This window comes from Mitsuaria sp. RG (genome assembly GCF_028369275.1).
Taxonomy (GTDB): domain Bacteria; phylum Pseudomonadota; class Gammaproteobacteria; order Pseudomonadales; family Pseudomonadaceae; genus Aquipseudomonas; species Aquipseudomonas peradeniyensis.
Map to the genome: position 1 here is coordinate 34319 of NZ_JAQMYQ010000035.1, position 26301 is coordinate 60619.

31 protein-coding genes and 1 tRNA gene are annotated in these 26301 nt (G+C 56.7%); 20 read left to right on the top strand and 12 right to left on the bottom strand.

Annotation, left to right across the window (positions count from 1 at the left end; genetic code table 11):
• Positions 1–228 precede the first annotated feature (228 nt).
• The 5 genes from POF53_RS18560 (at position 229) to POF53_RS18580 (ending at position 4535) form a co-directional block, all read left to right on the top strand.
• Positions 229–1002 (top strand): ABC transporter ATP-binding protein, encoded by a 774-nt coding sequence (locus POF53_RS18560; RefSeq protein WP_498968898.1) that lies wholly within the window; start codon positions 229–231, stop codon positions 1000–1002.
• A gap of 13 nt (positions 1003–1015) precedes the next feature.
• Positions 1016–1777: an ABC transporter substrate-binding protein gene (locus POF53_RS18565; RefSeq protein ID WP_498968900.1), complete on the top strand. Its 762-nt coding sequence runs from the start codon at positions 1016–1018 to the stop codon at positions 1775–1777.
• 57 nt (positions 1778–1834) lie between these two features.
• Positions 1835–2527, top strand: a complete 693-nt coding sequence (locus POF53_RS18570) for an ABC transporter permease (RefSeq protein ID WP_203648618.1) — start codon at positions 1835–1837, stop codon at positions 2525–2527.
• The gene (locus tag POF53_RS18575) at positions 2528–3217 is read left to right on the top strand and encodes an ABC transporter permease (RefSeq protein ID WP_232854873.1); all 690 of its coding nucleotides are present in this window, start codon (positions 2528–2530) and stop codon (positions 3215–3217) included.
• 94 nt (positions 3218–3311) lie between these two features.
• Positions 3312–4535 carry a methyltransferase gene (locus POF53_RS18580; RefSeq protein ID WP_498968902.1) on the top strand — a complete coding sequence of 408 codons (1224 nt, stop codon included), beginning with the start codon at positions 3312–3314 and terminating at the stop codon, positions 4533–4535.
• 225 nt (positions 4536–4760) lie between these two features.
• Here POF53_RS18580 and mdtI read toward each other — a convergent pair whose 3' ends face one another.
• Both mdtI and POF53_RS18590 read right to left on the bottom strand, forming a co-directional pair.
• Positions 4761–5078, bottom strand: coding sequence for a multidrug/spermidine efflux SMR transporter subunit MdtI (gene mdtI, locus POF53_RS18585; protein ID WP_050703396.1), 318 nt, complete (start codon positions 5076–5078; stop codon positions 4761–4763).
• Entirely contained in the window at positions 5072–5431 is a 360-nt protein-coding gene (locus tag POF53_RS18590) for an SMR family transporter (protein WP_498968904.1), read from the bottom strand. The genes mdtI and POF53_RS18590 overlap by 7 nt, the downstream gene beginning before the upstream one ends.
• A 527-nt stretch (positions 5432–5958) precedes the next feature.
• On the opposite strand from POF53_RS18590, the gene POF53_RS18595 reads away from it, so the two are divergent.
• The 9 genes from POF53_RS18595 to POF53_RS18635 all read left to right on the top strand — a co-directional run bounded on the left by POF53_RS18595 (position 5959) and on the right by POF53_RS18635 (position 13293).
• Positions 5959–6537 carry a hypothetical protein gene (locus tag POF53_RS18595; protein WP_203648623.1) on the top strand — a complete coding sequence of 193 codons (579 nt, stop codon included), beginning with the start codon at positions 5959–5961 and terminating at the stop codon, positions 6535–6537.
• 9 nt (positions 6538–6546) lie between these two features.
• Positions 6547–6753, top strand: coding sequence for a helix-turn-helix domain-containing protein (locus POF53_RS18600; RefSeq protein ID WP_023629980.1), 207 nt, complete (start codon positions 6547–6549; stop codon positions 6751–6753).
• A gap of 18 nt (positions 6754–6771) precedes the next feature.
• Complete coding sequence (locus POF53_RS18605; protein WP_203648624.1) at positions 6772–7158, top strand: Aq_678 family protein; 387 nt, start codon at positions 6772–6774, stop codon at positions 7156–7158.
• Between the two features lie 22 nt (positions 7159–7180).
• Complete coding sequence (locus POF53_RS18610; RefSeq protein WP_028688480.1) at positions 7181–7432, top strand: hypothetical protein; 252 nt, start codon at positions 7181–7183, stop codon at positions 7430–7432.
• A 98-nt stretch (positions 7433–7530) separates the two neighbouring features.
• Positions 7531–7606 (top strand) — tRNA-Thr (locus POF53_RS18615).
• 163 nt (positions 7607–7769) lie between these two features.
• The gene (locus POF53_RS18620; RefSeq protein ID WP_498968907.1) at positions 7770–9089 is read left to right on the top strand and encodes a tyrosine-type recombinase/integrase; all 1320 of its coding nucleotides are present in this window, start codon (positions 7770–7772) and stop codon (positions 9087–9089) included.
• 928 nt (positions 9090–10017) lie between these two features.
• Positions 10018–11001 carry an integrase domain-containing protein gene (locus POF53_RS18625; RefSeq protein WP_498968909.1) on the top strand — a complete coding sequence of 328 codons (984 nt, stop codon included), beginning with the start codon at positions 10018–10020 and terminating at the stop codon, positions 10999–11001.
• A 468-nt stretch (positions 11002–11469) separates the two neighbouring features.
• Positions 11470–12594: a DUF262 domain-containing protein gene (locus POF53_RS18630; protein WP_498968911.1), complete on the top strand. Its 1125-nt coding sequence runs from the start codon at positions 11470–11472 to the stop codon at positions 12592–12594.
• A gap of 24 nt (positions 12595–12618) precedes the next feature.
• On the top strand, positions 12619–13293 hold the full coding sequence (locus POF53_RS18635) for an MAE_28990/MAE_18760 family HEPN-like nuclease (RefSeq protein ID WP_498968913.1): 675 nt from the start codon (positions 12619–12621) through the stop codon (positions 13291–13293).
• A 176-nt stretch (positions 13294–13469) separates the two neighbouring features.
• On the opposite strand, the gene POF53_RS18640 is transcribed toward POF53_RS18635, so the two are convergent.
• The 3 genes from POF53_RS18640 to POF53_RS18650 are packed head-to-tail and all read right to left on the bottom strand — an operon-like array spanning position 13470 to position 16841.
• Positions 13470–15359: a hypothetical protein gene (locus POF53_RS18640; protein WP_498968915.1), complete on the bottom strand. Its 1890-nt coding sequence runs from the start codon at positions 15357–15359 to the stop codon at positions 13470–13472.
• On the bottom strand, positions 15349–15855 hold the full coding sequence (locus POF53_RS18645; RefSeq protein WP_498968917.1) for an ABC-three component system middle component 2: 507 nt from the start codon (positions 15853–15855) through the stop codon (positions 15349–15351). Before POF53_RS18645 ends, POF53_RS18640 begins: the two co-directional genes overlap by 11 nt.
• Complete coding sequence (locus tag POF53_RS18650; protein ID WP_498968919.1) at positions 15843–16841, bottom strand: ABC-three component system protein; 999 nt, start codon at positions 16839–16841, stop codon at positions 15843–15845. The genes POF53_RS18645 and POF53_RS18650 overlap by 13 nt, the downstream gene beginning before the upstream one ends.
• A gap of 421 nt (positions 16842–17262) precedes the next feature.
• On the opposite strand from POF53_RS18650, the gene POF53_RS18655 reads away from it, so the two are divergent.
• Positions 17263–17457 (top strand): hypothetical protein, encoded by a 195-nt coding sequence (locus tag POF53_RS18655; RefSeq protein ID WP_498968921.1) that lies wholly within the window; start codon positions 17263–17265, stop codon positions 17455–17457.
• A 406-nt stretch (positions 17458–17863) separates the two neighbouring features.
• On the opposite strand, the gene POF53_RS18660 is transcribed toward POF53_RS18655, so the two are convergent.
• From POF53_RS18660 to POF53_RS18670, 3 genes are all read right to left on the bottom strand, one after another.
• Positions 17864–18316: a DUF2442 domain-containing protein gene (locus POF53_RS18660; protein WP_498968923.1), complete on the bottom strand. Its 453-nt coding sequence runs from the start codon at positions 18314–18316 to the stop codon at positions 17864–17866.
• A complete protein-coding gene (locus POF53_RS18665; protein ID WP_498968925.1) occupies positions 18304–18534 on the bottom strand; it encodes a DUF4160 domain-containing protein in 231 nt (76 codons plus the stop codon). The genes POF53_RS18660 and POF53_RS18665 overlap by 13 nt, the downstream gene beginning before the upstream one ends.
• Positions 18535–18931: 397 nt before the next feature.
• A complete protein-coding gene (locus POF53_RS18670; protein ID WP_234563084.1) occupies positions 18932–19267 on the bottom strand; it encodes a hypothetical protein in 336 nt (111 codons plus the stop codon).
• A 224-nt stretch (positions 19268–19491) separates the two neighbouring features.
• On the opposite strand from POF53_RS18670, the gene nirK reads away from it, so the two are divergent.
• From nirK to POF53_RS18690, 4 genes are all read left to right on the top strand, one after another.
• On the top strand, positions 19492–20637 hold the full coding sequence (gene nirK, locus POF53_RS18675) for a copper-containing nitrite reductase (RefSeq protein ID WP_254465159.1): 1146 nt from the start codon (positions 19492–19494) through the stop codon (positions 20635–20637).
• Positions 20638–20714: 77 nt separating this feature from the next.
• The gene (locus POF53_RS18680; RefSeq protein ID WP_254465160.1) at positions 20715–20927 is read left to right on the top strand and encodes a DUF3079 domain-containing protein; all 213 of its coding nucleotides are present in this window, start codon (positions 20715–20717) and stop codon (positions 20925–20927) included.
• 79 nt (positions 20928–21006) lie between these two features.
• Positions 21007–21255 carry a type II toxin-antitoxin system Phd/YefM family antitoxin gene (locus POF53_RS18685; RefSeq protein WP_203648638.1) on the top strand — a complete coding sequence of 83 codons (249 nt, stop codon included), beginning with the start codon at positions 21007–21009 and terminating at the stop codon, positions 21253–21255.
• 10 nt (positions 21256–21265) lie between these two features.
• A complete protein-coding gene (locus tag POF53_RS18690; RefSeq protein ID WP_254465161.1) occupies positions 21266–21613 on the top strand; it encodes a type II toxin-antitoxin system RelE/ParE family toxin in 348 nt (115 codons plus the stop codon).
• 202 nt (positions 21614–21815) lie between these two features.
• On the opposite strand, the gene POF53_RS18695 is transcribed toward POF53_RS18690, so the two are convergent.
• The 4 genes from POF53_RS18695 to POF53_RS18710 form a co-directional block, all read right to left on the bottom strand.
• Complete coding sequence (locus POF53_RS18695; protein ID WP_050703389.1) at positions 21816–22229, bottom strand: type II toxin-antitoxin system HicB family antitoxin; 414 nt, start codon at positions 22227–22229, stop codon at positions 21816–21818.
• Between the two features lie 17 nt (positions 22230–22246).
• Complete coding sequence (locus POF53_RS18700) at positions 22247–22438, bottom strand: type II toxin-antitoxin system HicA family toxin (protein ID WP_050703388.1); 192 nt, start codon at positions 22436–22438, stop codon at positions 22247–22249.
• 521 nt (positions 22439–22959) lie between these two features.
• Positions 22960–23505, bottom strand: a complete 546-nt coding sequence (locus POF53_RS18705) for a phosphonate degradation HD-domain oxygenase (protein WP_232854868.1) — start codon at positions 23503–23505, stop codon at positions 22960–22962.
• Positions 23506–23577: 72 nt separating this feature from the next.
• Entirely contained in the window at positions 23578–24636 is a 1059-nt protein-coding gene (locus POF53_RS18710; RefSeq protein ID WP_274235420.1) for an HAD family hydrolase, read from the bottom strand.
• Positions 24637–24880: 244 nt separating this feature from the next.
• Here POF53_RS18710 and POF53_RS18715 point away from each other — a divergent pair, with 244 nt between their 5' ends.
• Positions 24881–26272 (top strand): L-cystine transporter, encoded by a 1392-nt coding sequence (locus tag POF53_RS18715; protein ID WP_254465163.1) that lies wholly within the window; start codon positions 24881–24883, stop codon positions 26270–26272.
• The last annotated feature ends 29 nt before the right edge of the window (positions 26273–26301 follow it).

Genomic DNA, 26301 nt, shown 5'->3' on the forward strand with positions numbered 1-26301 from the left:
ACAAAGCTGGCACCATCGCGCCTTTTTTCATCAAAGCTCCGGTGCTGGGCAGAACGCCAATGCGGATATCCTGGCGACAGTCCACTGCAGCGATGCGACAAACTGTCCCACCAGCGACCCGAGCCCCCCGCGACCCGGTTGGCCGCCGTTGCGCCGCTATGCTAGCGTGGCGCTCGCCAGGAAGGCCGCCAACAGCTGGGAACGCACCCGAACACATGAGGACCGCACATGGCCCAGGCCACGCCCGCGCTGGAAATCCGCAACCTGCACAAACGCTATGGCGAGCAGGAAATTCTCAAGGGCATTTCGCTGACCGCGCGCGACGGTGACGTGATCTCCATCCTCGGCTCATCCGGCTCTGGCAAGTCCACCCTGCTGCGCTGCATCAACCTGCTGGAGAACCCGCACCAGGGCGAAATCATCGTCGCCGGCGAGTCCCTCAAGCTCAAGGCGCAGAAAAACGGCGACCTGATCGCCGCCGACAACCGCCAGATCAACCGCCTGCGCAGCGAGATCGGCTTCGTCTTCCAGAATTTCAACCTGTGGCCGCACATGTCGATCCTCGACAACATCATCGAGGCGCCGCGCCGCGTGCTCGGCCAGAGCAAGGCCGAGGCCACCGAGCACGCCGAGGCGCTGCTGAACAAGGTCGGCATCTTCGACAAGCGCCACAGCTACCCCGCCCAGCTTTCCGGTGGCCAGCAACAGCGTGCCGCCATCGCCCGTACCTTGGCCATGAAGCCCAAGGTCATCCTGTTCGACGAGCCGACCTCGGCGCTCGATCCGGAAATGGTCCAGGAAGTGCTTAACGTCATCCGCGCATTGGCCGAAGAAGGCCGTACCATGCTGCTGGTGACGCACGAGATGAACTTTGCCCGCCAGGTGTCCAGTGAAGTGGTCTTCCTGCACCAGGGCATGGTCGAAGAGCAGGGATCGCCGCAGCAGGTCTTCGAGAACCCGACCTCGGCGCGTTGCAAGCAATTCATGTCCAGCCACCGCTAACGGAGCAACACGAATGCAGACCTACAAGAAATTCCTCCTGGCCGCTGCCGCCACCCTGGTGTTCTCGGCCAATGCCATGGCAGCCGAGAAACTGAAAATGGGCATCGAGGCGGCCTACCCGCCCTTCAACAACAAGGATGCCAGCGGCCAGGTGGTCGGCTTCGACAAGGATATCGGTGACGCCCTGTGCGCCAAGATGAAGGTCGAATGCGAAGTGGCCGTCTCCGACTGGGACGGCATCATCCCGGCGCTGAACGCCAAGAAGTCCGACTTCATCATCTCCTCGCTGTCGATCACCGACGAACGCAAGCGGGCCGTCGACTTCACCGACCCCTACTACTCGAACAAGCAGCAGTTCATCGCACCGAAAAACGTCGACTTCAAGACCGACCGCGCTTCGCTCAAGGGCAAGACCATCGGCACCCAGCGCGCCACCCAGGCGGCTACCTGGCTGGACGATAACGGCGGCATGGACGGCGAGTTCAAGGTCAACCTGTATGACGGCCAGGAAAATGCCTACCTCGACCTCACCTCCGGCCGCGTCGATGCCATCCTCGCCGACAAGTACGCCAACTACGACTGGCTGAAATCCGAAGCCGGCAAGAACTACGAGTTCAAAGGCGACCCGGTGAACGAAAGCGATAAGGTCGGCATTGCCGTGCGCAAAGGCGACAATGAGCTGCGCAACAAGCTCAACGCCGCACTGAAGGAAATTGTCGCCGACGGCACCTACAAGAAGATCAACGACAAGTACTTCCCGTTCAGCATCTATTGATTCGCCCCGACAGGCATCGCCGCCCTGGCGATGCCTGTCCCTTGAACAAACTTACCCATGAATATCGACCTGCACGGATTCGGCCCGGCCATGATGGCCGGTACCCTGATGACCGTAAAACTGGCGCTCTGCGCCTTGCTGCTGGGGCTGGTCCTGGGCCTGCTCGGCGCCCTGGCCAAGACCTCGCCGGTCAAGCCCTTGCAATGGCTTGGCGGCACTTATTCCACACTGGTGCGCGGCGTACCCGAACTGCTCTGGGTGCTGCTCATCTACTTCGGCACCGTCGGACTGATGAACAGCCTGGGCGAGCTGCTGAACATGCCGGGCCTGGAGCTCAGCGCCTTCACCGCCGGGGTGATCGCCCTCGGCCTGTGCTTCGGCGCCTACGCCACGGAAGTGTTCCGCGGCGCGATCCTGGCCATCCCCAAGGGACACCGTGAAGCGGGCCTGGCACTGGGCCTGTCCAAGGGTCGCATCCTCTCGCGGATCATCCTCCCGCAGATGTGGCGCATCGCCCTGCCGGGCCTGGGCAACCTGTTCATGATCCTGATGAAGGACACCGCGCTGGTGTCGGTGATCGGCCTTGAAGAAATCATGCGCCATGCACAGATCGGCGTGACCGTGAGCAAGGAGCCGTTCACCTTCTACGCGGTCGCCGCCTGCATCTACCTGGGCCTGACCATCATCGCGATGATCGGCATGCACTTCCTGGAAAAGCGCGCCGCTCGCGGCTTCATGAGGGCCGAGTAAATGAACTGGGAAGTCATCATCAAGTGGCTGCCACGCCTGGCCCAGGGCGCGACCCTGACCCTGGAGCTGGTGGCCATCGCCGTCATCGCCGGCCTGATCCTGGCCATTCCGCTGGGTGTGGCGCGCTCTTCGCGGCACTGGTACGTGCGCGCCCTGCCCTACGGCTACATCTTCTTCTTCCGCGGCACACCGCTGCTGGTGCAGCTGTTCCTGGTCTACTACGGCCTGGCCCAGTTCGACGCAGTGCGCAACAGTTCGCTGTGGCCGTACCTGCGCGATCCGTTCTGGTGCACGGTGCTGACCATGACCCTGCATACTGCCGCCTATATCGCCGAGATCCTGCGCGGCGCCCTGCAGGCGATCCCCAAGGGCGAGATCGAGGCGGCCCGGGCGCTGGGCATGTCGCGGGGCAAGACGCTGCTGTACATCATGCTGCCGCGCGCCACGCGCATAGGCCTGCCGGCCTACAGCAACGAAGTGATCCTGATGCTCAAGGCCAGCGCCCTGGCCAGTACCGTGACGCTGCTGGAACTGACCGGCATGGCGCGGACCATCATTGCCCGGACCTACCTGCCGGTGGAGATCTTCTTTGCCGCCGGGGTGTTCTACCTGCTGATCTCGTTCGTGCTGGTGCAGGGCTTCAAGGTGCTGGAGCGCTGGCTGCGCGTGGATGCCTGCCAGGGACGTTGAACCCGGGGCCGCACGCGGCCCCCTCTCTGTAGGAGCGGCCTTGTGCCGCGATGGGCTGCGCAGCAGCCCCTCTCGCTAGCGCCCCGGTGCTCGAATGACCACACCCCCCATCCTGCAAACCAACCAGCTCCTCGAGCGCTTCCAGGCCCTCGACCGCTTCCTCACCCGCCACCAGCCCCTGTGGCACCCACGCCCGTTCACCCACCTGCGCCTGGCGTGGGAAGACCAGCACCCGCAACTGTCCCATTGGCTGCGCCAACGCACCCTCGAGCAAGCTGAATCCTCCGAAACCTCGGAGGCCCCGCCCCCCTTCCCACAACTGGCCGCCGAAGCCGCGCAGCTGTCCGCCGTCGGCGAGCTGCCCGATGCCGGCCTGCATCCCGCCGGCCACCGCCTCGATGTCGGTGTCCCCGGCCGCAAATGGCAGCAGATCGAAGCCTTCAGCCGTCGCCTGGCGTTCAGCCAACCCGCCCGGCACTGGCTCGACTGGTGTTCCGGCAAAGGCCACCTGGGCCGTCGCCTGTTGCAGACCGACCAGCAACTGACCTGCCTGGAGTACGACGCCGAGCTGGTCGACGCCGGCAAGGCCCTGAGCGAGCACCATCACCTGCCTGCCACTCACGTGCACCAGGACGTCATGGCCGCTGACAGCGCCCGCCACCTGGACGGCGACAAGAGCGCGGTCGCCCTGCACGCCTGCGGCGACCTGCATGTTCGGCTCATGCAGCTGGCAAGCCAGCAGGGTTGCCGGCAGATCGCCGTTGCGCCCTGCTGCTACAACCGCATCCAGGGCGCGACCTATCAGCCACTCTCCGGCGCCGCCCGGGCCTCGGCGCTAGCCTTGACCCAGGAAGACCTGGGCCTGCCGCTGAGCGAGGCGGTCACCTCCAGCCTGCGCACCCGCCGCCAGCGCGACACCTCAATGGCCCGCCGCCTGGGCTTCGACCTCTTGCAGCGCCAGCAACGTGGCATCGACGGCTACCTGCCCACGCCATCGCTGCCGGTCAGCTGGCTGGCAAAACCCTTCGAGCAGTACTGCCGCGACCTGGCCGAACTCAAGCAGGTCACGATCAACGGCAACCCCGACTGGGCCACCCTGGAAGCCGCAGGCCAGCGACGCCTGGCCGAGGTGCGTAACCTCGAGCTGGTTCGCAATCTGTTCCGCCGCCCCCTGGAAATGTGGCTGGTGCTCGACCGCGCCCTGTTCCTTCAGGAGCAAGGCTACGTGGTGCGTGTCGGGGTGTTCTGCGATTACCCGCTGACGCCCCGCAACCTGCTGCTGCTAGGCGAGCGTGACACAGCGCCGCAGCACGGTTGACAGCCTGTGGATAACTCTGTGAACAAGCTTGTGATGAAAATCACCAAATCTTGGATCCAGAGGCTATTTGCGCTGCTTTGCTTATTCCACCATGGGCGTCAAAGCCAGTAAAAACAGGACTTTGCGCAAAGACCGATGGTAGCGCTGGCCGGCATGCCTTTCGCGCAAGCGGCCAATGCCCATTGTGCATAAACCATTCGGCCAAGCGCTTTGGCGGGGGTGTTGTCAAGCCAGTTTGAGCAAGCTCATGCCTACCAGCAGCAGCACCAGGCCGAGCCAGCCGCGCCCGGCCAGGCGCTGACCGAACAGGGCCCAACCCATGGCTACGGTGGCGAGAATGCCGAAGCCACCCCAGATCGCGTAGGCCAGCGACAGGTCGATGTCCTTGACCGCCTGGGCCAGCGCGGTGAACGCCGCCAGCACGCAGAGGATCGAGGCCACGCCCAGGCCCTTGCGACGGAAACCGTCGGAATACTTGAGCAGCAGGTTGGCCAGGACTTCCAGCACAATGGCCAGGCCCAGCCAGGCAAATGGCATCAGCATGGCACGGCCTCCCCTTCACGTTCGACAGCCTTGACCCGGGTGCCGGCCTTGACCAGCAAGATGCCGGTGATCATCACCGCCAGGCCCAGGGCCTTGGTCCAGCCCAGGCTTTCGCCGAGCCAGAGCACGCTGATCAAGGTGATCAGCACGATACCGAACCCCTCCCACAGCGCGTAGGCGACACCCACCGGCACACGCTTGACCGCCAGGGCCAGGAAGAAATACGACAGACAGATCATGACGTACATGACGGCATGCCCCAGCACGGGGAAATGGGTGGCGGCGAGTTTCATCGACGCCGTGCCGATCACCTCGAAGGTGATGGCGACGATCAGGTAGATCCAGGAACGCATGATGCCCTCCCATGGGCGACAGCAGCCGAGCGCACAGGCATCGGCACCAGACAGAGACGTTTACGGCTGTAGAGGGAGGGTGGCGCTAGAGGTCGCCGGTCCAGTGACGCTCACGGGAAACCAGGCGGGAGGAAGAGAGGAGCTTGAAAGCTTTACTGTTCAACATAATGAACACAAGATTAGCTGAGCTGATCGATTAAGTCAAAACGATAGGCTAAGACTAAATATTTCTCGCGAAAAATTGCGTGCCTCCAGATTTATCCCCTTAAAGCCTGCTGAAAGCTTCGTAAATTATATTCCCCACAGTCGTTCCTATAGGGATGACCCTGCGACTGCTCTATAGCGTAGGCAAGCTTCCTCAGCGTGGGAGCGGGCTAGCCCCGCGATCACCGGCAAGGCCGGTGCCATGCCTACTCCCTCCTCCTGCGACAAACCGTCGCCACAGGCCAAATAACAAAATTAATTATTGTTTTACGATAATTATTCAAGAATAATCCGCTCCGTTCATCACTGTACGGAGGCACCCCATGAACAGTAGATCCGTGGCCTATGCGCGTTCGCGCCTACGCACCATCGGCGCATTCGCCGCCTACCTGGCGTGGACAACCGCGATCGTCGAGCTGACGATCACCCCGTTGCTTTTTATTTTCGATTTCCCCGACATGCTCAACGGCTACCTGCAAGCCTACGGCGACCAGATGCCCCTGCTGCTGGAACCCGGCTACCAGGCATCCCCCCTGGCCATCGGCCTGGTATTGGTGGTGGACATGATCCCGACGATGATTTCCGTCATCGCCCTCTGCCTGACCGGCCTGTTCTTCCATCGGCTGTCCCGTGGCCAGACCTGGACCTCGGACAATATCAAGCTGCTCTGGTGGGTCGGCCTGCTGTGCATCTTCACCCCGTTGCTGTGGCCGGTGACCTATACCTTGCAGGGCCTGGCCCTGGCCATCGACCTGCCGGCCGGCGAAAGGAGCTTCAGCTTCTCGATCGGTGTATCATCGCAGGCTGTCTACGAGATCATGAAAGGCATCCTGCTGTGTGCCTTCTCGCTGCTCATGCGTGACGCCAAGACCATCAGCGATGAACACAACTGTTATGTCTGACTGCTTCCTATGCCGATAATCATCCGCCTCGACGTCGTCATGGCCCGGAACAAGATGCGTTCCAAGGACCTGGCGGAAATCATCGGTATCACGGAAGCGAACCTGTCGCTGCTGAAAAACGGCAAGATCAAGGGTTTCAAGATCGAGACCCTGGAGAAGCTGTGTCGCGCCCTGAACTGCCAGCCCGGCGATCTGCTGGAGTTCAGCGACGAATGATCAAGGACTGCAACACCCATGGCACTTTTCCACAACAGTTTGGCCGCCCTCGTGCTGGCCTGCCTGGCCTTGGCTCTGGCCGGCTGCGGCCCGAGCTACACCTATAGATACTCGCCACCGCCCAGCGCGCATGGCATGAATTGCATCAACAGCTGTTCGACGGAGCGCAACCACTGCCAGCAGATGGCGCGCCTGCAGGAGAACAGCGAACGTGCGCTGTACCAGGCCGAGATGAGGGCCTACCAGTACTGCCAGAACGGCAAGAGCAAGAAGGAAGCGCGTCACAGTTGCCACTACCCGAGCTACCCCTTCCACACGGGGAGCAGCTACAGTTGCGGCAATGACTACGACTCCTGCTACATGGCCTGCGGCGGCACCATCCAGCGCATCCTGAACAAAGACTGATCCCGGAACGGACTCGAACATCGTGAAACACACCAAGCCTTTCGCCCTGCTGACCCTCGCCCTGGCCATGACCGGCTGCGCCAGCGGCACGCCTTCGAGCAAGCCCGCCCCGCTGAACTGGAACATGCCCGGCATGCAACTGGGCGGCGACCGCGGCCTGCCCCTGCACAACGCCGACGGCAGCTGCCGCAAGCGCGGCTGCGACAATGGCAAGCTGTTCTTCAACCCGGGCCAGCCCGAGCCGAGCGTCAACTCGATCCACCGCGGCTGGTAGGAAATTTCTCCTTTGTGCGCGGTGACTTAGGGGAATGTGCGATGGATGCAACGAAGTGGTTTACAGCGGCAAATCCATCGCTATAATGACGCCCCTGTGCCGGTATAGCTCAGATGGTAGAGCAACTGACTTGTAATCAGTAGGTCCCGGGTTCGATTCCTGGTGCCGGCACCATTCAAGGTTCCATAGAAAGCTTTCAAAATCTCTGGAACCCCCGAAAAACCCGCCTTCTGGCGGGTTTTTTCGTTTTGGCGTTCCGTCGGATTCCGAGGGTAGCCAGCGCTAATAAGGGTAGTTTTAAGGATAGAGGTCCGTTTCGATATCGGAGACTACCCTTATGGCCCGCACCACTGCCCCGCTTACAGACACCGCCTGTCGCACGGCAAAGCCCAGAGAGCGCGAGTACAAGCTCTTCGACGGCGACGGTCTCTACCTGCTTGTGCAACCCAACGGCCGCAAAGGCTGGCGGCTCAGGTACGTGAAACCCGATGGCCGCGAAGGCCTGACCGCCCTCGGCAGCTACCCGGTAGTCGGGCTGGGTGACGCACGCCGCAAGCGCTTCGAGATCAAGCAGCAGCTCGCCAACGGCATAGACCCCATCCAGTACAAGCAACAAACCAAGACCCAGGCCGTGATCAACGGTCGGACCTTCGAAAGCGTTGCACTCGACTGGCACGCCAGCATGGTGCCGAAGTGGGCGCCCGGCCACGCCAAGACAGTGCTCAGCCGATTGAAAACTCACGTATTCCCTTTGATCGGTGCCAGAGCAATCGTTGAGTTGGACACCCACGACCTCATGCAGCCACTGGAGGCCGTGACAAAGCGCGGCACCATCGACGTGGCGCTCAGGATCAAGAACTACCTGCAAAGCATCATGCGTGAAGCCAAACGGCTGCGGCTGATCACAGCGAACCCAGCTCACGACCTCAATGGCTCGATCAAGACACCACGGGTAACTCACAGACCCGCACTACCCTTATCGCGGCTGCCAGAGCTACTGGCATGCATTGAGGACTACAGAGGTCGCCCGCTCACGCGCCTCACGGTGATGCTGTCGTTGCATGTATTCGTACGCTCCAGTGAACTGCGCTTCGCCCGTTGGAACGAGTTCGACCTCAAGCGTGGCATCTGGGAGATCCCCGACACCCGCCCGGCGCTGGACGGAGTACCCTTTTCCACAAGGGGTACAAAAATGGCCGGGGATATCCACGTTGTACCCCTATCGCCGCAGGCAGTGGCCTTGCTTGAGCAGATCCACGCGATCACCGGCAAGTTCGAGCTGGTGTTCGCGGGGGATGCCAAACCGTGGAAGCCGATGTCCGAGAACACGGTGAACGCCGCGCTAAGGACGATGGGCTATGACACCAAGGTGGGTATCTGCGGCCACGGGTTCCGAGCCATGGCGTGCAGTGCGCTGGTCGAGTCCGGGCTGTGGTCGGAGACGGCTATCGAGCGGCAGATGAGCCACAAGGAACGCAACAACGTACGGGCCGCTTATACCCACAAGGCCGAGTTCCTCGAAGAGCGCCGGATGATCATGACCTGGTGGAGCCGGTTTCTGGAGGCGAACCGCGAGGACCATGTGACGCCGCATGAGTTTGCCAAGCAGACGGGCGAGAACGTCACGCGCCTTCGCAGTGCCAAGAGGACCGAGTAACCCGCCGCACCACAACCTCAACTCGCTGTGAAGTTACCCACAGCACCGCATGAAGCTCCTCCGCGCGGGTCCTTCCAAACGGGGCTGCAAAGCCGCCCCGTTTGGAAGGACCATACCTAAGAAAAAACTGCTGGCACAGAGTACGTCTGTGGAAAACCACTGATGTCCACCGGGGGATAGTTTTATCCACAGGCGCTAAATCCCTGAAATCGCTTTGCTTGACGAATATTGTCCACAGGCGTAGACCGGGAGTTGCAAGCGCTGTCGATGACAGCACCCTAGGTGACCCGAACCTTAAAGGTCACGCCGCTCCCGCGGTGGTTCTTCCCAAGGGCGATTCGCATCCGGCAGCTCGCCCGGTCACTACCCATGTGATGGATGCTCTTACACATAAAGCGCTCGTGCGCCAGACGCTCCGTACCTCGCTGCCCTGCAGCAACCTATCCGCTTGGCCGAATACTGCGCCAACCTGTGCCCGTCTCTTTTCCTGAAAAGAGACGGGCACTTCTACCACTGCTGCAGCCCTGATCGCACAAGGCTTTGCGGCATTCCCCCTCGTGACAATCGCCGTGACAAACGCCGATGTCACTAGCAACAGCGATGTAGATGATGGTGCCGCAGACCAAGGAATGGACTGCACCTGACTGACAGTCAGGCACGCCCCGGTCATCGCATTGCTGCTTGCACATGGCTCAGGATCTCGCGGCACTGGTCTCGTCAGCCAATGCAGCCTCCACCCGCCCACCGGTAACGGTACTCAGGAGGCCAGATCATGAGATGCCCTTGCTCCGGGACGTAAGGAGCCGCCAGTCCCGCGCTAGAGGACATCCCCACAGGTCGCAGGGGCCTTGATCCCTGATAACACTCAACATTCTTGGCGGGATGACGTGGGGCGAGGATCGGAGACCAGGCGATGAGGTGATTCGACATGGCATTGGTGGGTAGACGCGATGGCCGTAATTTCGGCTACGGTAGGCAACTGAGCTATGCAGGACCGCAGGCGTTGAAAGACATGTTCGGCGGCGGCCACTACGGCACGGTGAAGACGCACTGTGATCGGTGGCAGGCATTCGTCAGATGGTGCCGCTCCGAACTGGGGCCCGGCATCAATGATGCGCGGCAGATTGATCGCAAATTGTTGGCCGACTACGCGGCGTATCTGCGTGAAGTGGTTAGGCGCGGTGACCTCGCCGTCAGCACCGCACAAAACCGGCTATCTAGCGTTAACAGGACCATGGCGGCGCTTCGCGGTGATCAGTATGTGAAATTGCCCAGTCCGAGCAAGGCGTTGGGTATGCAGCGCAGCGGAGTTCGAGACTCAGTGCCGCAGGGCCAAGACCGCGAACAGGTTAAGCAGGTCGTCGAAGCGCTTTGCCGTCATCATCAGCTTCGGGCCGCTGCGATCGTTTTGTTGGCACGAGCCACCGGCATGCGCTTGCGTGAGGCCATCTTGGCTGACCTGCCACGGCTAAGCCGTGAGGCTAACGACCTAGGCAGGATCAATATTCAGGAAGGCACCAAAGGCGGCCGCGCCGGCGCCTCGGCGCCACGATGGATTGCGGTGGACCACCATGTTCAAGACGCACTTGGGTTTGCACAGCAGGTGTCGCCTGCGAGTAGCCGCAACCTGATTGCGCCAGACGAAAGCTATCTGAATGTTCTGCAGGAAATCATCCGCCCAGCACGGGACGTGCTGCATGCACACAAGCTCAAAGGCTTCCATGAGCTACGAGCGGCGTATGCATGTGAACGCTATGAGCAAATCACCCAACACCCCGCACCAATCAACCGCGGCCAATGTTGTCAGATAGATAGGAACCTCGATCATGAGGCCCGGAGGCAAATCAGCTATGAGCTGGGGCATGGCCGGAGCGACGTGGTCGCTGCCTACATTGGGGGCGAGCGTGTGTAAGCCATTCGATATGGAGATGTTCCTAGCTGGCGTGCTGACCGGGTCACACGCGACACGGCAACGTCATTTGCGCCAAGCGAAAATTATTCAAGTTGAAATCACAAGACGCTGGCAGCGATGTAGTCCTTGGTCTTGGCAGAGAAAGCATGTAGTTTGGTTCCTTGACCACCATTTAAGCGAGCGCAGTGATGCGACACGATACTACTACCGTTTGACTGCACAGTTACTTGCTGCCCGCCTAGAACGGCCATGGATGTTCTGATTAGCAGTGGCGAACCGACTTTGACAATGACAAGCGGTATTCAGACAGTGGGCTAGCGTCACTAAAAACCAAAAAACATTTGCCATGCTTTCATTGTAGCGCTAGCGCGACGAATGAAGTAATGTATTGGGCAATGCCAGCCTGCAAGATTCTCGCGTTGGTTTTTTGACAGCACCATTTATAAAAATTGAAAAAGGAATTTTAAAATGTCAGACATAATTAAGCTTGAAGAACAGATTTATGCTAAGAGACGCGAAGTCAGATATGACATGCGCGATCTCACTGTTGAGTACATATCAGATAAGTACAGAGATGGCATAGAGTATTCTAGTGCAGATGAAGATGAACGAGGTGCCGTCGACATTAAAAGAAACGTTCTTTTCATTCCGGATTATCAACGTGACTTTACTTGGGATGAAAGACGTTCCTCAAAGCTAATTGAATCAATCCTATTGGGCTTACCTATCCCATTTATATTTGTTGCTGAAAATCGTGACGGTGCGTGGGAAATCGTAGACGGCTCACAACGCATTAGAGCGATTCATTATTTCACTGAAAACAAGCTTGTACTCTCCGGTCTTGAGTCACTCAGCCAAGCTAATGGGCTCACATTCCAACAATTAGAGAAGGGGCGACAGGGGAAGTTTCTCGATACCGCCCTTAGGTTAATCATATTGTCTGAAGAAACCACAGACGATGTAAAAAAAGATATGTTTGAGCGCATAAACCGCGGAAGTGACCTTCTCAAACCAATGGAGAAACGCAAAGGCATATATACCGGTCCGTTCACATCCTTCATTTATGAGTATGTTGAGAATAGTACGCTATTCCGAGAACTGCTCCTAATTGATAAATGGCTGGAAAATAGGCAAGAGCGACAAGAGTTACTTTTACGTTTCTTTGCATTATCAGAAAACGATGCTTATATACAAGGTGTACCGGGCAGTCTTTCTGACTTCCTGGACAAATATATCGAAAGAAAAAATATTGAGTTATCTAGACTTAGTCCAGAAGACGCAAAATCAGAAATACAATCGTACACAGATAAAATCGATAGCGTCAACAAAGTTGTCAAGGCAATGTTCCCTTTTGGGTACAGGCATAAATCGAATCCACAGACTAAGCGCTCCGTATTTGAAGCCATATCTATTGGGACGCTGAAAGCTCTTCAAAGCAACAAAATCAATCATGGCTTAACATCCCGCCAAATTGAAACAATGCTACAGAATGATGAATTCAAAAAGAATACCCATGTACCAAATCAACTGCACAGAAAGCAAAAACTTACAGATCGTGTAAATTATATCCGCGACATGCTTATCGAGGCTTGACAAATGTACTCGATAAAGCAAGACATGAACCTAAGACTGTCGGAAACGACAGACCTATTGAATCTTATTTCATCCATAGAAGATGGCCACATAACAAGCCCAAGGAGAATCAATACTCCCGCCTTGAGGGCAACCGTTATACTATCACTATACAACATCGTTGAAGCGACTATCACTCAGACGCTAACCAGATTGCACGACGAAATAAACACAAGCAAAGTAAACTACAACAACCTAAACAAAAACCTAAAAGATCTTGCCTTAGTTTACTTCTACAAGCACAAGGAAAAAAGAGCAAGCATTCACGACTCGCTAGATGTATTGCATCATACAGTTGACCTTTTAAGAGGAAAGGGCTACTTCTCTGTAAACTATGAAGAGATGACTGAGAGCTATCAGCTTTATAGTGGAAACTTAGATGCAAAAATCATACGAAAGGTCATGAGCAAATACGGAATTACGATTTCCGAATCCTATGGCTCGAAACTACTAGCCGTAAAAAATGGGCGTAACGCCCTTGCGCATGGAAACAAATCCTTTGAGGAATTTGGTAGAGATGTAATGTTGCCGTCATTAAGAGTCTACTACTCTGATGTTGAAAATTTCCTTAGTGAAGTCTTGAAGGAAAGTGACATTTTCATAAAAGAAAAAAAATACCGCATTAAGAAGTCGCTTGCCAAGACCAAGAAAAGCAGATAGACCCAATAAATCTTAGCTATAGTCTGATTTAATAGTTCCAGGTCGTGATTATCGCGACCTGAAACTATCCCCCTAACAGCAAATACTTCCACTCTGATTTTTTACATGAAATTCGAAGTTGCGACCAAGAACCAACTAGTATACAGCAACAGCGAACATCACAAACCAGCCTTCTTTTATTGAGTTTCTATAGAAGGGATCATCGGAAATAGCCCGTAACGACCACCCCCGGCACTTCCATAAAATACCTCAACATGCGCAATATCCTGTATACCCGTAGGAGGATCAATATTCTCCAGGACTATGAATTGACCTAGATTACTAATTTTTGACAGATGATCGAAAAAATTCACCTTAACAGATGTCTTCGCCAGCTTAATTTCATCTTCGGTAAGCGCACCTTGCCGAGGATTCTTTAGGGGATCTCGGTATGTTAACAACGGTGAGTCAAGGATGATAAATCCTGGATGTGGGAGATTCTGCTGTCGGCAATAAATCAGCAATGCAACCTTAAATGCCGCATGAGTTATTGCCCGAACCCCTTTACCATTGTCGATGCGCAATTTTCCGTCAATTATAACTTCGTACTTATCCTTATCAAAAGAGACTACTTTCTCCCCAGGGAAGCCCCACTCATTTAAAACATAGGTAACGACCTTGCAAAATTCGTGAATTACGTCTCCTGGCACAGTTAGATCGGGTCGGTCCGATTTACTAGGGGCCTTTAACTCTTCATACTCTTTAATTTTTCTGAGATAACTTTCTCTCCGATCCAGAAGAGAAACTCCTCTTACCACGTGATCTTTCTTGAGAAGGACCTCATCAAGTGACAATTGACGCTCATCCTTTTCTGGCACTTGAGCCTCTAAGATTTTCTCTATTTCGACAATCCGCTCCTCCAATGTAGGAATTGTCTCTTCAATCTTATATAGCTCAACACGCAAAGAACCAATTGTATCCTCTAACTCAGACTGAAGTGTCTTTACTTTTTCAATCTCAACCAACGCCGAATACTGCTCATCTCTTACCTTATCCATCTGATTTTTGATACTTTGCGCTTCAGCAGGAGCACCACAAACAGAGCAATCAGCATCCTCTAGTGAAAGCAAAAAACTCGCCTCTTCTATAGACGCGAGCCTCGCGATATCAGAATCATATATGCTATTCAACTGATAGAATCTTTGAAGGTGTAGGCGTATATCCTCTGCACGTTCTAGTGACTGGGATAAATCCTGAGAAACAACTCTTTTCTCAGAAATCAAATCTGATGATAGCGATCTATATGACTGCAACTGCAATCGGATTTTCTCTAAACTAGCGTCCAACCTTTCCTTTTGCGCATACAAGTCCGATGTATCTGTGTACTCTGACTCTAATTCCGATTCGACATCGCCAAGCAAGCTCTGAATAACTTCAATTTTTACAGCTTTGGATGCCTGGAATTTTTTCGAATCAAGGACAGGAATAATAGACTTGTCATCCAAACCGGTTAACAAGGATCTAAAAACGCTACGCTCTTTTGGCCTAGCTACAGGTCCTAGGTCACTCTCTACAGGGGACCGTTCAGCTTGGATGCTTGTCTCGTCGACGAGGACATATGGGATCAACTCCCTAAAACTAAAATTTTCTTTTTCACCAGATTGATTTTTAGCTAATTGCCTACCGGACAACTCTAGATAATCCAACAATAGCCCTGGGAGACTTTCTTTACTTTTAGATCTCTGACTAGGTTGGAGAACTCTATTCTCCTGTGGAAGCTGTGCAAACTCGTACAGGCCATCATAAAATTTGTAAGCGCCACCAGAAAGTGAGCGCTGAACTGTATGTACGCCGGAACCAATTAAATCGAACCCCATCAATACCGTATCAAACCCTTTCCGTTCGGGGAGATCAGGTAGGGTATTTTCTCCACCAAGCATGAAATCAATTGCCTTCAATGCAAATGATTTTCCTGTGTTAGACGCACCATAAACCAGGTTTAAGCCGCTACCGAACTCAAGTTTGATTGGCTCAACCTGAGGTCCTATGAACTCAAGCGTCCGAATTTTTATGCCTTTATATTCCATTATCAGTCAAATCCGAAAAATCATTCTGGAATTCTACTGTCCAATTACCTATCTTAGACGTAATCAAATCTTGCAGTTGGAGCCTAGACATGCCACCTATCATTTCGGCAAGCCACTCAGCTCTACTTTTGAGACTCATCGAATACTCTGAAGATAACAACTGAACCAACGGATATGCAGTTTCTGTAGCTTGATAACAGAAGCCACTAGCTGAAGGCACAACCGCAACAAGCCCGAACTGTTGCATCAAGCCTAAGCCATTTTTTACTAATTCCCGACGAACAAGTATCTCGCCACTTCGCTGGGGAAGTTTTGGATGCAAGCTTGGTGGGCCTCCTACATCAGCACTGTGGACAATAAGGTGGTCAAGCCAAACCAACTCATTTATATCATAAGCGGAAGGATAGGAGGCATTTAGGATCACAACAGTCCGAACACCAGTCTCTATTGGCCCATTAAACAACGAGCGCGTGCCAGAGTCATTCAACTTATCCATTTGAACTTCCCATCATTTACAAAGTGGTGACAGATCCCTTGCTTTACTGGCACTCTCGCATATTTTGCAGTGGTTCCAGAAGTTTGAATAGCAGCAGCCTGAGTCATAACAGACTGAACTTTATCCATGCCATTTGGATGGGCCGTTTCAAAAACATCCACCACACCGTGATAGATGTCTTCCTCAAAGCCGTCAATCACTTCAGCATCGGTATTGTCTCGATAATATCTTTTGAACGCATCAGCATCAAAAAAGCGTTCTCGCTGAAGCGTTAGATTTTTTTTGTACTGAGGGAATGCATCCAGTTCTTCATGATTGTTAATGATCACACTTTCTTTTTCTGCATAGACACCAACAAGCTGTCTTATGTATTCCGATTCAGAATCTAAAATAGCCGGGGGCACAATCCCTCTCGGCGACATACCCGGATCAGCACCAAAGTACTTGAACAGCACTTTCTTTGCTGCTGGATCAGACAGCATATCTTCAAGAGCTATCCGCGTTACGCTTGAATAGTTAAAGCGTTCCAGCACCAGCCTTAGCTCATCAGAAAGAGGAATGTCGCCATTTTCAATAATTTTATACCGGCAGTATTTATCCCACTCATCGACAACTGCTGATTTCAGCTTGCTCGGATTAAATATCAACGTTTCTAGATTTCTGTTCAAGCCTTTTGGTGCAACAAAAAAGTATTTGGACGGGGGTGTGAAATCACCCTTCCAAGAATAGTACAAAATCTTACCAAGTTCACAAATTGCTGTGTCAGTCGGCAGGCGCTTGGCATATTGCTTACATTGATAGTTTTCCCAATCACCTTCATGCTTACTTTCAGTCAAAAAACCTACCACATCTCGCCCGAGATCTTTCGCGCCTGAGAATCTGCACACCTCAACATAAGCACCCAACTTGTTAGACACCCAGTCTCTAACAAATAGCTCCAACTGAGCATCATCTAAAGTTAATACAGCACGAGCATAGTCTTCCATTTCCCACACCCAACGTCGAGTTCACTGACTCCATACAAGCCCTCAGCCGTTCTGATTGAGGATAAGCATGCTTCCGACCGCACTACAACTGAATAGCGGCACAATGATACTATTGAGATGATTATTGTGCCAGCATGCACTCAGCACGCTTAGCAGCGCGGACAATCACTTTTCTTCAGAAAACGATGAAAACTAACACTTCGCGCTGTGATTCGTTAAGGATAGCAATAGGGATAGAAAAAAGACCTAAAGGCTTAAACTGCTGTTTTCACTGAATTTTTCTTCAAGTTCGACTCCTGGTGCCACCATACACAGTACTCAAAAGGCTCACCGAAAGGTGGGCCTTTTTTGTTTTCGGTGTCGAGATGTGACCCAAATGGCAAATCCCCCCAACCTTGCGCAAGGCGTTGTGGATTCCGCCATGGCGTTCTCAAAGGCGTTCCGGCAAATCCCTGCGGACTGCTTTGCGTTCGACCTATTCTCCATGTTCCCCACAAGCTGCTGTGAAGTCGCGAGCTTACTGCTGGCGTGGTTTCTGTGTGAGGAACATGAGGGCATTACCGTCGACGTGGTGATGGGCGAGCTGAAGGAAGATCCGGAGCAACGGCATATCTGACTGAGGCTCGAAGGGCACAATCTGGATATCACCGCTGACCAGTTCGATGCAGCTCTCCCCCACACCCTCATCACCCAAGCCGGGGGATGGCATGAGAGATTCACCGAGATTCGCGTGGCGCCATTCCAAATGGGTTTCCACGAGGACTACGGGGATGACTGCAGGCAAGACTTCATCGACGACTACAGGGCCTTGGCACACAAGGCACGGGCGCAGCTCGGACCGTAGGCACAGAGCTAGCTCACGTTTCGGGGCTGCGATGTCGCGCCGAGAATCAGGTTCGCAAGCGCACCGCGTCTTCTGTAGGAGCGGCCTTGTGCCGCGATGGGCCGCAAAGCGGCCCCGGCAATCGCGGATCACAACAGGGAAACCTCAAGCCCCCACCGACAGGACTCAAAACACCCGATCAGGCGGCCTTCTGCTCCAAACTCTCCCACCCCAAGCATGCCAGTGCCAAAGTGCGCGGAACCGCTTCACGCCCACTGCTATAGCGACTGATGCTTCGGGCGCTGACGCCCAGCGCTTCGGCAGCCTGGTCAAGCGTCATCCGATGCCGCAAACGCCAACAAATAAAAACGCGGGTATTTTCATCAGGGGCATTCTGGGCAAGCGCATCCAGCAGCAGGGTATCCGCACCAATCTGAATATCCAGCGCCGGCCACTCCACCGACCATCCCCCGTCGCCCAATACGACACCTTCGAACGCTTTACGATTGGACAGCGGCGCCAATCCCGGATACGTCTTGAACGCATCGCTCATATCCAGGGTGAAATGCTGACCATTGGTAAAGGTAAGCTCAAGGCTGGTGCCCGATAGAGGTTGCACACCCTTGAGACGGGGACGTTTCATCGATGCCATTTCATCCACTCCTCCAACAAATCGGCCTGATTGGCCGCAACCCAAGCCAGGGCTTCTTCCACCACTTTGGCAGGTGCTCTGCCTTGGGTAACCGTCACAAATTCCAGACTGATCACCACATCCACTCCACCGCCCGTAAGGTGGACATGGGGTGGGAGATGATCTCTTTCCCTTAGCTCGATTCGGTACTTGTCGCGAAATCGATGTTTGGTAGACATGGCCTGATCGTATCGCCAATTTGGCGATACATCAACCGGTACGAACCGGCTGCTAGGGTATCCACAGCATCGGGGAGGCACATCTGAGCGGGCGCGTTCTTGCGGGGGTTGTAAAGCCGCACCTCTGATGAGGACCAACCAGCAAAAAACTACAACTCATGTCTGCGGCAAACCACTGATGCCATTAAATAAATCTGTCACCTTTTTTGTCACACCATTCAAGGTTCCATAGAAAGCTTTCACAATCTCTGGAACCCCCGAAAAACCCACCTTATGGCGGTTTTTTTCGTTTTGGCGTTCCGTCGGATTCCGAGGGTAGCCAGCGCTAATAAGCAACCTGCAGCGCGACATAAAGACGGGCCAATGATGGATGTCTTTGTCTTGAGCGTGTCGGTTGTTAGCCCTTCACGTTATTGACTGGCGGCAGGTTCATGTGAATGGTGCATGATCCCATTTCGTTCACTTTATTCGTGCCTGGTTCATCCACAAGCTGTACCGAAATTCTGCCCATATGGACAGGTCCGGTGAGCGTTTTCAGCCTGACCCGCCTGTAGTTTCCAAACTTCTCCAGCGCGCCAAATGGCGTCGACCCAAGAATCTCATACTCGCAGAACCCGACTTCCGGATTCTCGGCCACGGCAAATCGACTGGCATAGATGTAAATCGAGGGCACGTCTGGGTGCCTCGAAACGTACTCGATACCCATGTTCAATTCATTGAGATTCGGATTCATTAGCTACCCCATGATTATCTATCCACAGAGACTCTACCGCTGACGAACCGAGGAAACCATCTCCAACCCTTCGTAGAATGAGCCGACATGGCAGCCTGAACGTCGGCTTCCCACCTGCGACACATCGCCCACCCCACCCACTTCTTGTTCTCCCTCAATAAACCCTACATTCAAAGCGGCTATTCCTGTGCCCGACGGCTTTCGTCGACTTAAGGAGAAGTCCCATGAATGAGCAAGAAGGCGTGTCCCTGACCCGGCGCGGCATACTGGCCGGTACCGTGTTGCTGGGCGTCGGCGCCTCGGCGCTTGGCAGCGGCCTGGCAAAGGCCGCGACCGCCGTACCGGGCCAGGACCCGGCGGTTGACCTGGCGAAACTGGAGCGTGTCAGCGTCGAGCTGGTGGCGCCGCCGCAAGTCCACGCCCATACCCAACGCGCCGAGGGCAAGCCGCGGATCGTCGAGTTCCGCATGGTCATCGAGGAGAAGGAGCTGGCTATCGACACCGCCGGCGCCTACATCCACGCCATGACTTTCAACGGCTCGGTTCCCGGCCCGCTGATGGTGGTGCACGAGGGCGACTACGTGGAGCTCACCCTGGTCAACCCAGCCAGCAACAGCATGATGCACAACATCGACTTCCACGCTTCCACCGGCGCCCTCGGCGGCGGCGAGCTGACCCACGTGAAGCCCGGCGAGCAAGTGATATTGCGCTTCAAGGCCGACCGTGCCGGGGTGTTCGTGTATCACTGCGCACCGGGTGGGGCGATGATTCCCTGGCATGTGGTGTGCGGCATGAACGGCGCGATCATGGTCCTGCCCCGCGACGGCCTGAAGGACCCCGAGGGCCAGCCGTTGCGCTACGACAAGGTCTGGTACATCGGCGAGCAGGACTACTACATCCCCCGCGACAAGGACGGCAAGTACAAGCGCTACGCCAACCCCATGGCCAGCTTCGGCGACATGAGCCAGCTGATGAAAGGGCTGGTGCCCAGCCATGTGGTGTTCAACGGCAGCGTCGGTGCCCTGACCGGCAAGCAGGCGCTCACCGCAAAGGTCGGCGAGACTGTGCTGATCGTCCATTCCCAGGCCAACCGCGACACTCGCCCGCACCTGATCGGCGGCCATGGCGACTATGTCTGGGCCTCGGGCAAGTTCGCCAACCCGCCGCAACGCAACCTGGAAACCTGGTTCATCCCCGGCGGCGCGGCAGGCGCTGCGTTGTACACCTTCCGCCAGCCCGGGTTGTACACCTACCTCAACCACAACCTGATCGAAGCGGTGATGCTCGGCGCCGCCGCGCATGTACAGGTCGAGGGCCAGTGGAACGACGACCTGATGAAACAGGTGCAGGCGCCCGGGCCGATCAGCTAGCGGCATTGACCCCGATCAAGCCCCTTGGCCATGCGCGGCATAGCCTGAGCGCAGGCATTCACTTCATGGAGGGAGACATGGCCAAGCGATTTCCCAGCAACCCCAGCCATCCCGAACGGATCTGCTGGGGCTGCGACCTGTACTGCCCGGCCAAGGCACTGGCGTGCGGCAACGGCGCGGACCGAACCATGCATCCGGTGGAGTTGTTCGGGGAGGATTGGAACCAATTGGATGATCGCCTTGACAGGCCAATCGACAGCCATGTGGATCGCCCATCGAATACTGGCTGACGCGGCTTGCCAGACCTACGGTCTTGATTCAGTCTGAATTTGGACTACGATGCATTCCACTGCACTCGAGGACACTCAGATGAGAGTCGAAACTATCAGCTACCTGAAGCGCCATGCCGCAGACCTCGACCTGGAAGAGCCCATGGTGGTCACCCAGAATGGCACACCCGCGTATGTGATTGAATCCTATGCAGATCGCAAGCGTCGCGACGAAGCCATCGCCCTGGTCAAGCTTCTGGCCATGGGCTCACGCGAGTACGCTCAAGGCAAACACAGCTCTGCGGACGATCTCAAGGCGCGTCTTTCCAGGAAGTTCGCCGAGGACTAAGCGATAACGCATGGCCAAGCCAAGTATTCGTTTCACCGACTCCGCGTCACAAAGCCTTGAGGACCAGGTTCATCATCTGGCGGTCTACAACGGCGCCCCGGCAGCACTCGACACGATCCCCAACCTGATCGATGCCATTGAGCACAAGCTCTCGATGGCACCCGCCGCCTATCCCATCAGTCCTCAGGCCAGCGAGCTGGGCGTGGCGCACTACCGGGAACTGAATCTTGCGGGTTACCGTGTGTTCTACGAGATCGTCGAGGACGGGCGAGTGGTGGCCGTTGAGCTGGTCTTGAGGCAGAAGCAAAGCATCGAGCAGGCGCTTGTCCGTTACTGCCTCATCTATCCCCTGGCCTGACACATGTAGTCACTTGATCGCCAGTTGAGGCTGTCACAGGTGTCGCCGGTCAATGGGTACTTGGCCAAGGCGTTGCAGATCGCATAGTCCGACCAGTGCGGTTTGGGGCTGAGCATCGCCCAGCTTATCGCGACCAATCCTGGCAGCGAGCTGCTGCTGGAGTACCGACAGTGTGCGACTGCCCTTGGATGCAAGCCGCTGATCACTTGCAATCACCCTGCAAAATCCTCAGCGCCGCCTCGGCCAGGAAACCCGAGCGACTCTTGTGCTCCGGGTGGTTCTGCACATACGAATCGATGCGGGTGAGCAGGTACGCTGGCAGTGTGATGTTGAGCTTCTCGGCCTTGCCCAGGTAACGGGTGATGTCTATATCGATCAGCGCCCAGGTACAACCGGCATAGGACGGATTGGCTGCGTGTACGCTGACCAGGCTGGCCTTGGGGATCTCCTGCTGGTCCTGGGCCAGCAGTTCGAGGTGGCCTTCGATGGCTTCGCGGGCCATGGCGATGGCGTTGTCGAGGTCTTCGCCGGCCGAGAAACAGCCCGGGATGTCAGGGACTTCAACACCCCAGGCGTGTTGATCGTCACCGGGGAGAATCGCAATGGGGAACAACATGGTGATGGGTCTCCTCGTCAACTGGCATAGCCGATCCGCGCCTGGCGCAGGATGCTGGCCGCAGTGGCCGGCAGCAGGTCTTTCTTTGGGTGCGGGATGGTGACCAGGCCTGGCTTTTCGGGATGCTTGAAGTGATGGTGGCTGCCTTTCGAACGCACCAGGTACCAGCCATCCGCCTCGATCACTGAAATCATTTCACGGCTGTTCACGAACCCATTCCTTGGGCTGGCCGCTCGGTGGTTAGTATAACCACCGAGCGGCGTTTATCAACACCATACCCACTATTGCGACGAGTGGGCTGCCAGGAAGGGAAGTATGGTAAGAGGCACAGCATGAGCATCTGGAGAAGTGATGCGGGATCTTGCGGCCAAGCCTTTCAGGGTCTTTGACCGAGCGAGGGCCTTCAGGTGTCTGCCGTTACCCTTGCAGCGCCTATCAGATCGAGCGCCGCCCGCGCGGCGCATCGCGGCACAAGGCCGCTCCTACATTTGTTGCAACGTGCCGAACCTGTCAGGCCATGGTTGCCTGCCTTGGTGCATGTCTTGAGACAGGTGGGGTGTCCACGCTGAGACCGCGTCGGAGCAACAAGGTGGACCAGGTAATGGCACAGGATTGACTGGCCCGAAACAGATGTAGGAGCGGCCTTGTGCCGCGATGCGCCGCGCGGGCGGCGCTCGATCTGATAGGCGCTGCAACTCTAACGCCGAACACCTTGAAAACAACGAATCGATCAAAGTACCGCCAAAGCCTTACTCTTCAGCACCTCCAGATCCATCACCGGCACCCCGGTCAGCTTCGCCATCTCGTCCCACTCGCGCAGGCGCAGACTCACCCGGAATAGAGGATCGGCCTCGAAAGCATCGGCTTCGCTGTCGCTCATCACCCCGCCCTGGTACGCCAGCGTGCGCCGGCTGGCCTCGCTCAGGCGATCGTAGTAACCGGGCTGGCGCAAGGTCAGGTAGCGCTTGGCCTCGACGTGATACTGCACCAGCCGCGCCAGTCGCTCGCTGAAGCCGCAGCGGCGCAGGTACTCGGCACCGATACGTTCATGGCTGACGATGCCATAGCCGCCCATGTCCTCGCCCTCGCACAGGTGGCCGATGTCGTGGAAGAAGGCGGCGAGGACCACTTCGTCGTCGTAGCCCTCCTGCATGGCCAACTGGGCGGCCTGGGACATGTGCTCGATCTGGGTGATGGCTTCGCCGATGTAATCGGCACTGCCGTGGCGCTCGTAGAGGGCGAAGGTGTCGCTGATGATCTGGGTGGGTGTGGGCATTGTGCCTAATCCTGACTGACCTGGTCTGTCGCTATCGCGGGGCAAGCCCCGCGACAGGGCCATGACGACTTGTTACTGAATCTGCTCCGGCGTCACGATCACCCAGTTCTTGTCCGCAGTCACCGGCAACCCTTCCCTGGCCTGGGCCGCCGCGTTCTTGGCGATCATGCCGTTCAACTGGTCCATGTACTTGGCCTTGCGATTTATCCACAGGTGGATGCCGCCTTTGCCCACATCCACACCATGGAATTGCATGTAACCATCGCTGGTCGGGGTATCGCCGCCCACCAGCACCGGCTTCTTCCACTCATCGATGTAAGTGAGGATGGCCGCCTGCTTGCCGGCCATCCAGGTGGCCGGGGTCCACAGGTACGGGGTCAGTTCCAGGCCTTCATTGGCCTTGGGATCGTACTGCCCCGCAGTGATCTGCTTGCGCGCCGTGGTCATCTGGCCACTGGCGCGGTCCTTGAGCAGCAGGCTCACGCCGATCACGTTCTGCGGTTTGACGTTGTAGCCGTACTTGGGATCGGCGGCGACCATGCGCACCAGCTCTTCGGAGGCCGCGGAAATCACATAGACCTCGATGCCGTTCTCCATCAGCTTGTTGTACAGCTCGGCCTGGCCGGTGAACACCTTGGGCGGTTGCACCTCGATGGTCTTGACCTGATCCCCCTCGAAATAGGTGCTGGGGATCGGCTTGCCCGAAGCCATCAGCTCGTCGACCTGCTGCTTCAGCTCCTTGAGGGTGAAGCCCGAGAACACCTGGGCTACCCAGGGGTAGCAGACCATGTCGTCGAGTTCGCACAGGCGGTAGTAGTAGCTGAACAGGCTCTCCTTGTGCTCGGCGGTGTCCTTGAACGGGATCAGCTTGAGCGAGGGGTCGAGCTTGTCGCGGGTCAGCAGGCCCTTGTTCTCCATGAACGGCAGCAGCGCTTCCTCGAGGTCGAAGCGGTAGCTGGTGTTGTCCATGTCGAACACCGCGTAGTTACCCTTGTTGGCGTTGGCGGCAATCATCGCGTCGAGCTTCTGCGCGGCCTCGGCGGGCCAATGCTTGAGCTCGGTGGCCGCCCAGCTGCTGGCGCTCAGCAACAGGGCCAGGCCGCCGGCAAGGATTCTCGGAGCAGACATCATGTGCGGTTCTCCAAAAGACGTGGCCGCTCAACCCTAGACCTGATTTGTGACAAACAGGCATGCGTGAGCGACCCCGAGACAACCGCAAACGTCATGTTCATTGCCAAAAACGACCAGACGTTATTCCATAAACGACTATGCAAATTACTTTTAGGTATAAATTCGTTTGTTTTCAGGCTGTTAGCATTTCCGTTCGTAATCGCTCACAGAGGCGATGCCTCTTCCGCCTTTTCCTGGAGCTTCAATGAACCTGCCGCTGTCACTCAACCTGCTGGCGTTCCTGGCCCTGCTGCTGGGCCTGGCGCAAACCCGCCGCACCGACTGGAGCCTGGCCAAGAAAGTGCTGTTGGGCCTGGTGCTGGGCGTGGTGTTCGGCCTGGTCCTGCACACGATCTATGGCGCCGGCCACCCGGTGCTCAAGGCTACCCTCGGCTGGCTCGACCTGGTCGGTAACGGCTATGTCGGCCTGCTGCAGATGATCGTCATGCCGCTGATCTTCGCCTCGATCCTCAGCGCCGTGGCGCGCCTGCACAACGCCTCGAGCCTGGGCCGGATCAGCGTGCTGAGCATTGGCGCCCTGCTGCTGACCACCGCCATCGCCGCGCTGATCGGCATCGTCCTGACCAACCTGTTCGGCCTCAATGCCGAAGGGCTGGTGGCCGGTGCCCAGGAAAGCGCCCGCCTGCAAGCCATCCACAACGACTACGCGGGCAAGGTCGCCGACCTCAACATCCCGCAACTGCTGCTGTCGTTCATCCCGACCAATCCGGTGGGCGACCTGGCCCGGGCCAAGCCGACCTCGATCATCAGCGTGGTGATCTTCGCCGTGTTCCTGGGCCTGGCCGCGCTGCAGCTGATCAAGGACGACAAGGACAAGGGCGAGCGCGCCCTGTCGGCCATCGATGTGCTGCAGGCCTGGGTGATGCGCCTGGTGCGCCTGGTGATGAAACTCACCCCCTATGGCGTGCTGGCCTTGATGACCAAGGTGGTGGCCAGCTCCAACCTCGAGGACATCCTCAAGCTGGGCAGCTTCGTGGTGGTGTCGTACATCGGCCTGGGCCTGATGTTCGTGGTCCACGGGGTGATCCTGGCGCTGACCGGCGTCAGCCCCCTGCGCTTCCTGCGCAAGGTATGGCCGGTGCTGACCTTCGCCTTCACCAGCCGCTCCAGCGCCGCCAGCATTCCGCTGAACATCGAGGCGCAGACGCAGCGCCTGGGCGTGCCGCAGTCGATCGCCAGCTTCAGCGCCTCGTTCGGCGCGACCATCGGCCAGAACGGCTGCGCCGGGCTGTACCCGGCGATGCTTGCGGTGATGGTTGCCCCGGCCGTGGGCATCAATACCTTCGACCCGCTGTGGATCGCCACTCTGGTGGCCATCGTCACCCTGAGTTCGGCCGGTGTGGCCGGCGTGGGTGGCGGGGCGACCTTCGCTGCGCTGATCGTGCTGCCGGCCATGGGCTTGCCGGTGGAGCTGGTGGCCTTGCTGATCTCGGTGGAGCCGCTGATCGACATGGGGCGTACGGCGCTGAACGTGAATGGTTCGATGATGGCGGGGGTGGTTACCAGCCAGTTGCTCAAGCAGACTGATCAGCAGGTGCTGGGCGGCGACGAGCATGCGGAACTGAGTCACTCCTGAGATATTGTCGGGGGCGCTTTGCGCCCCTT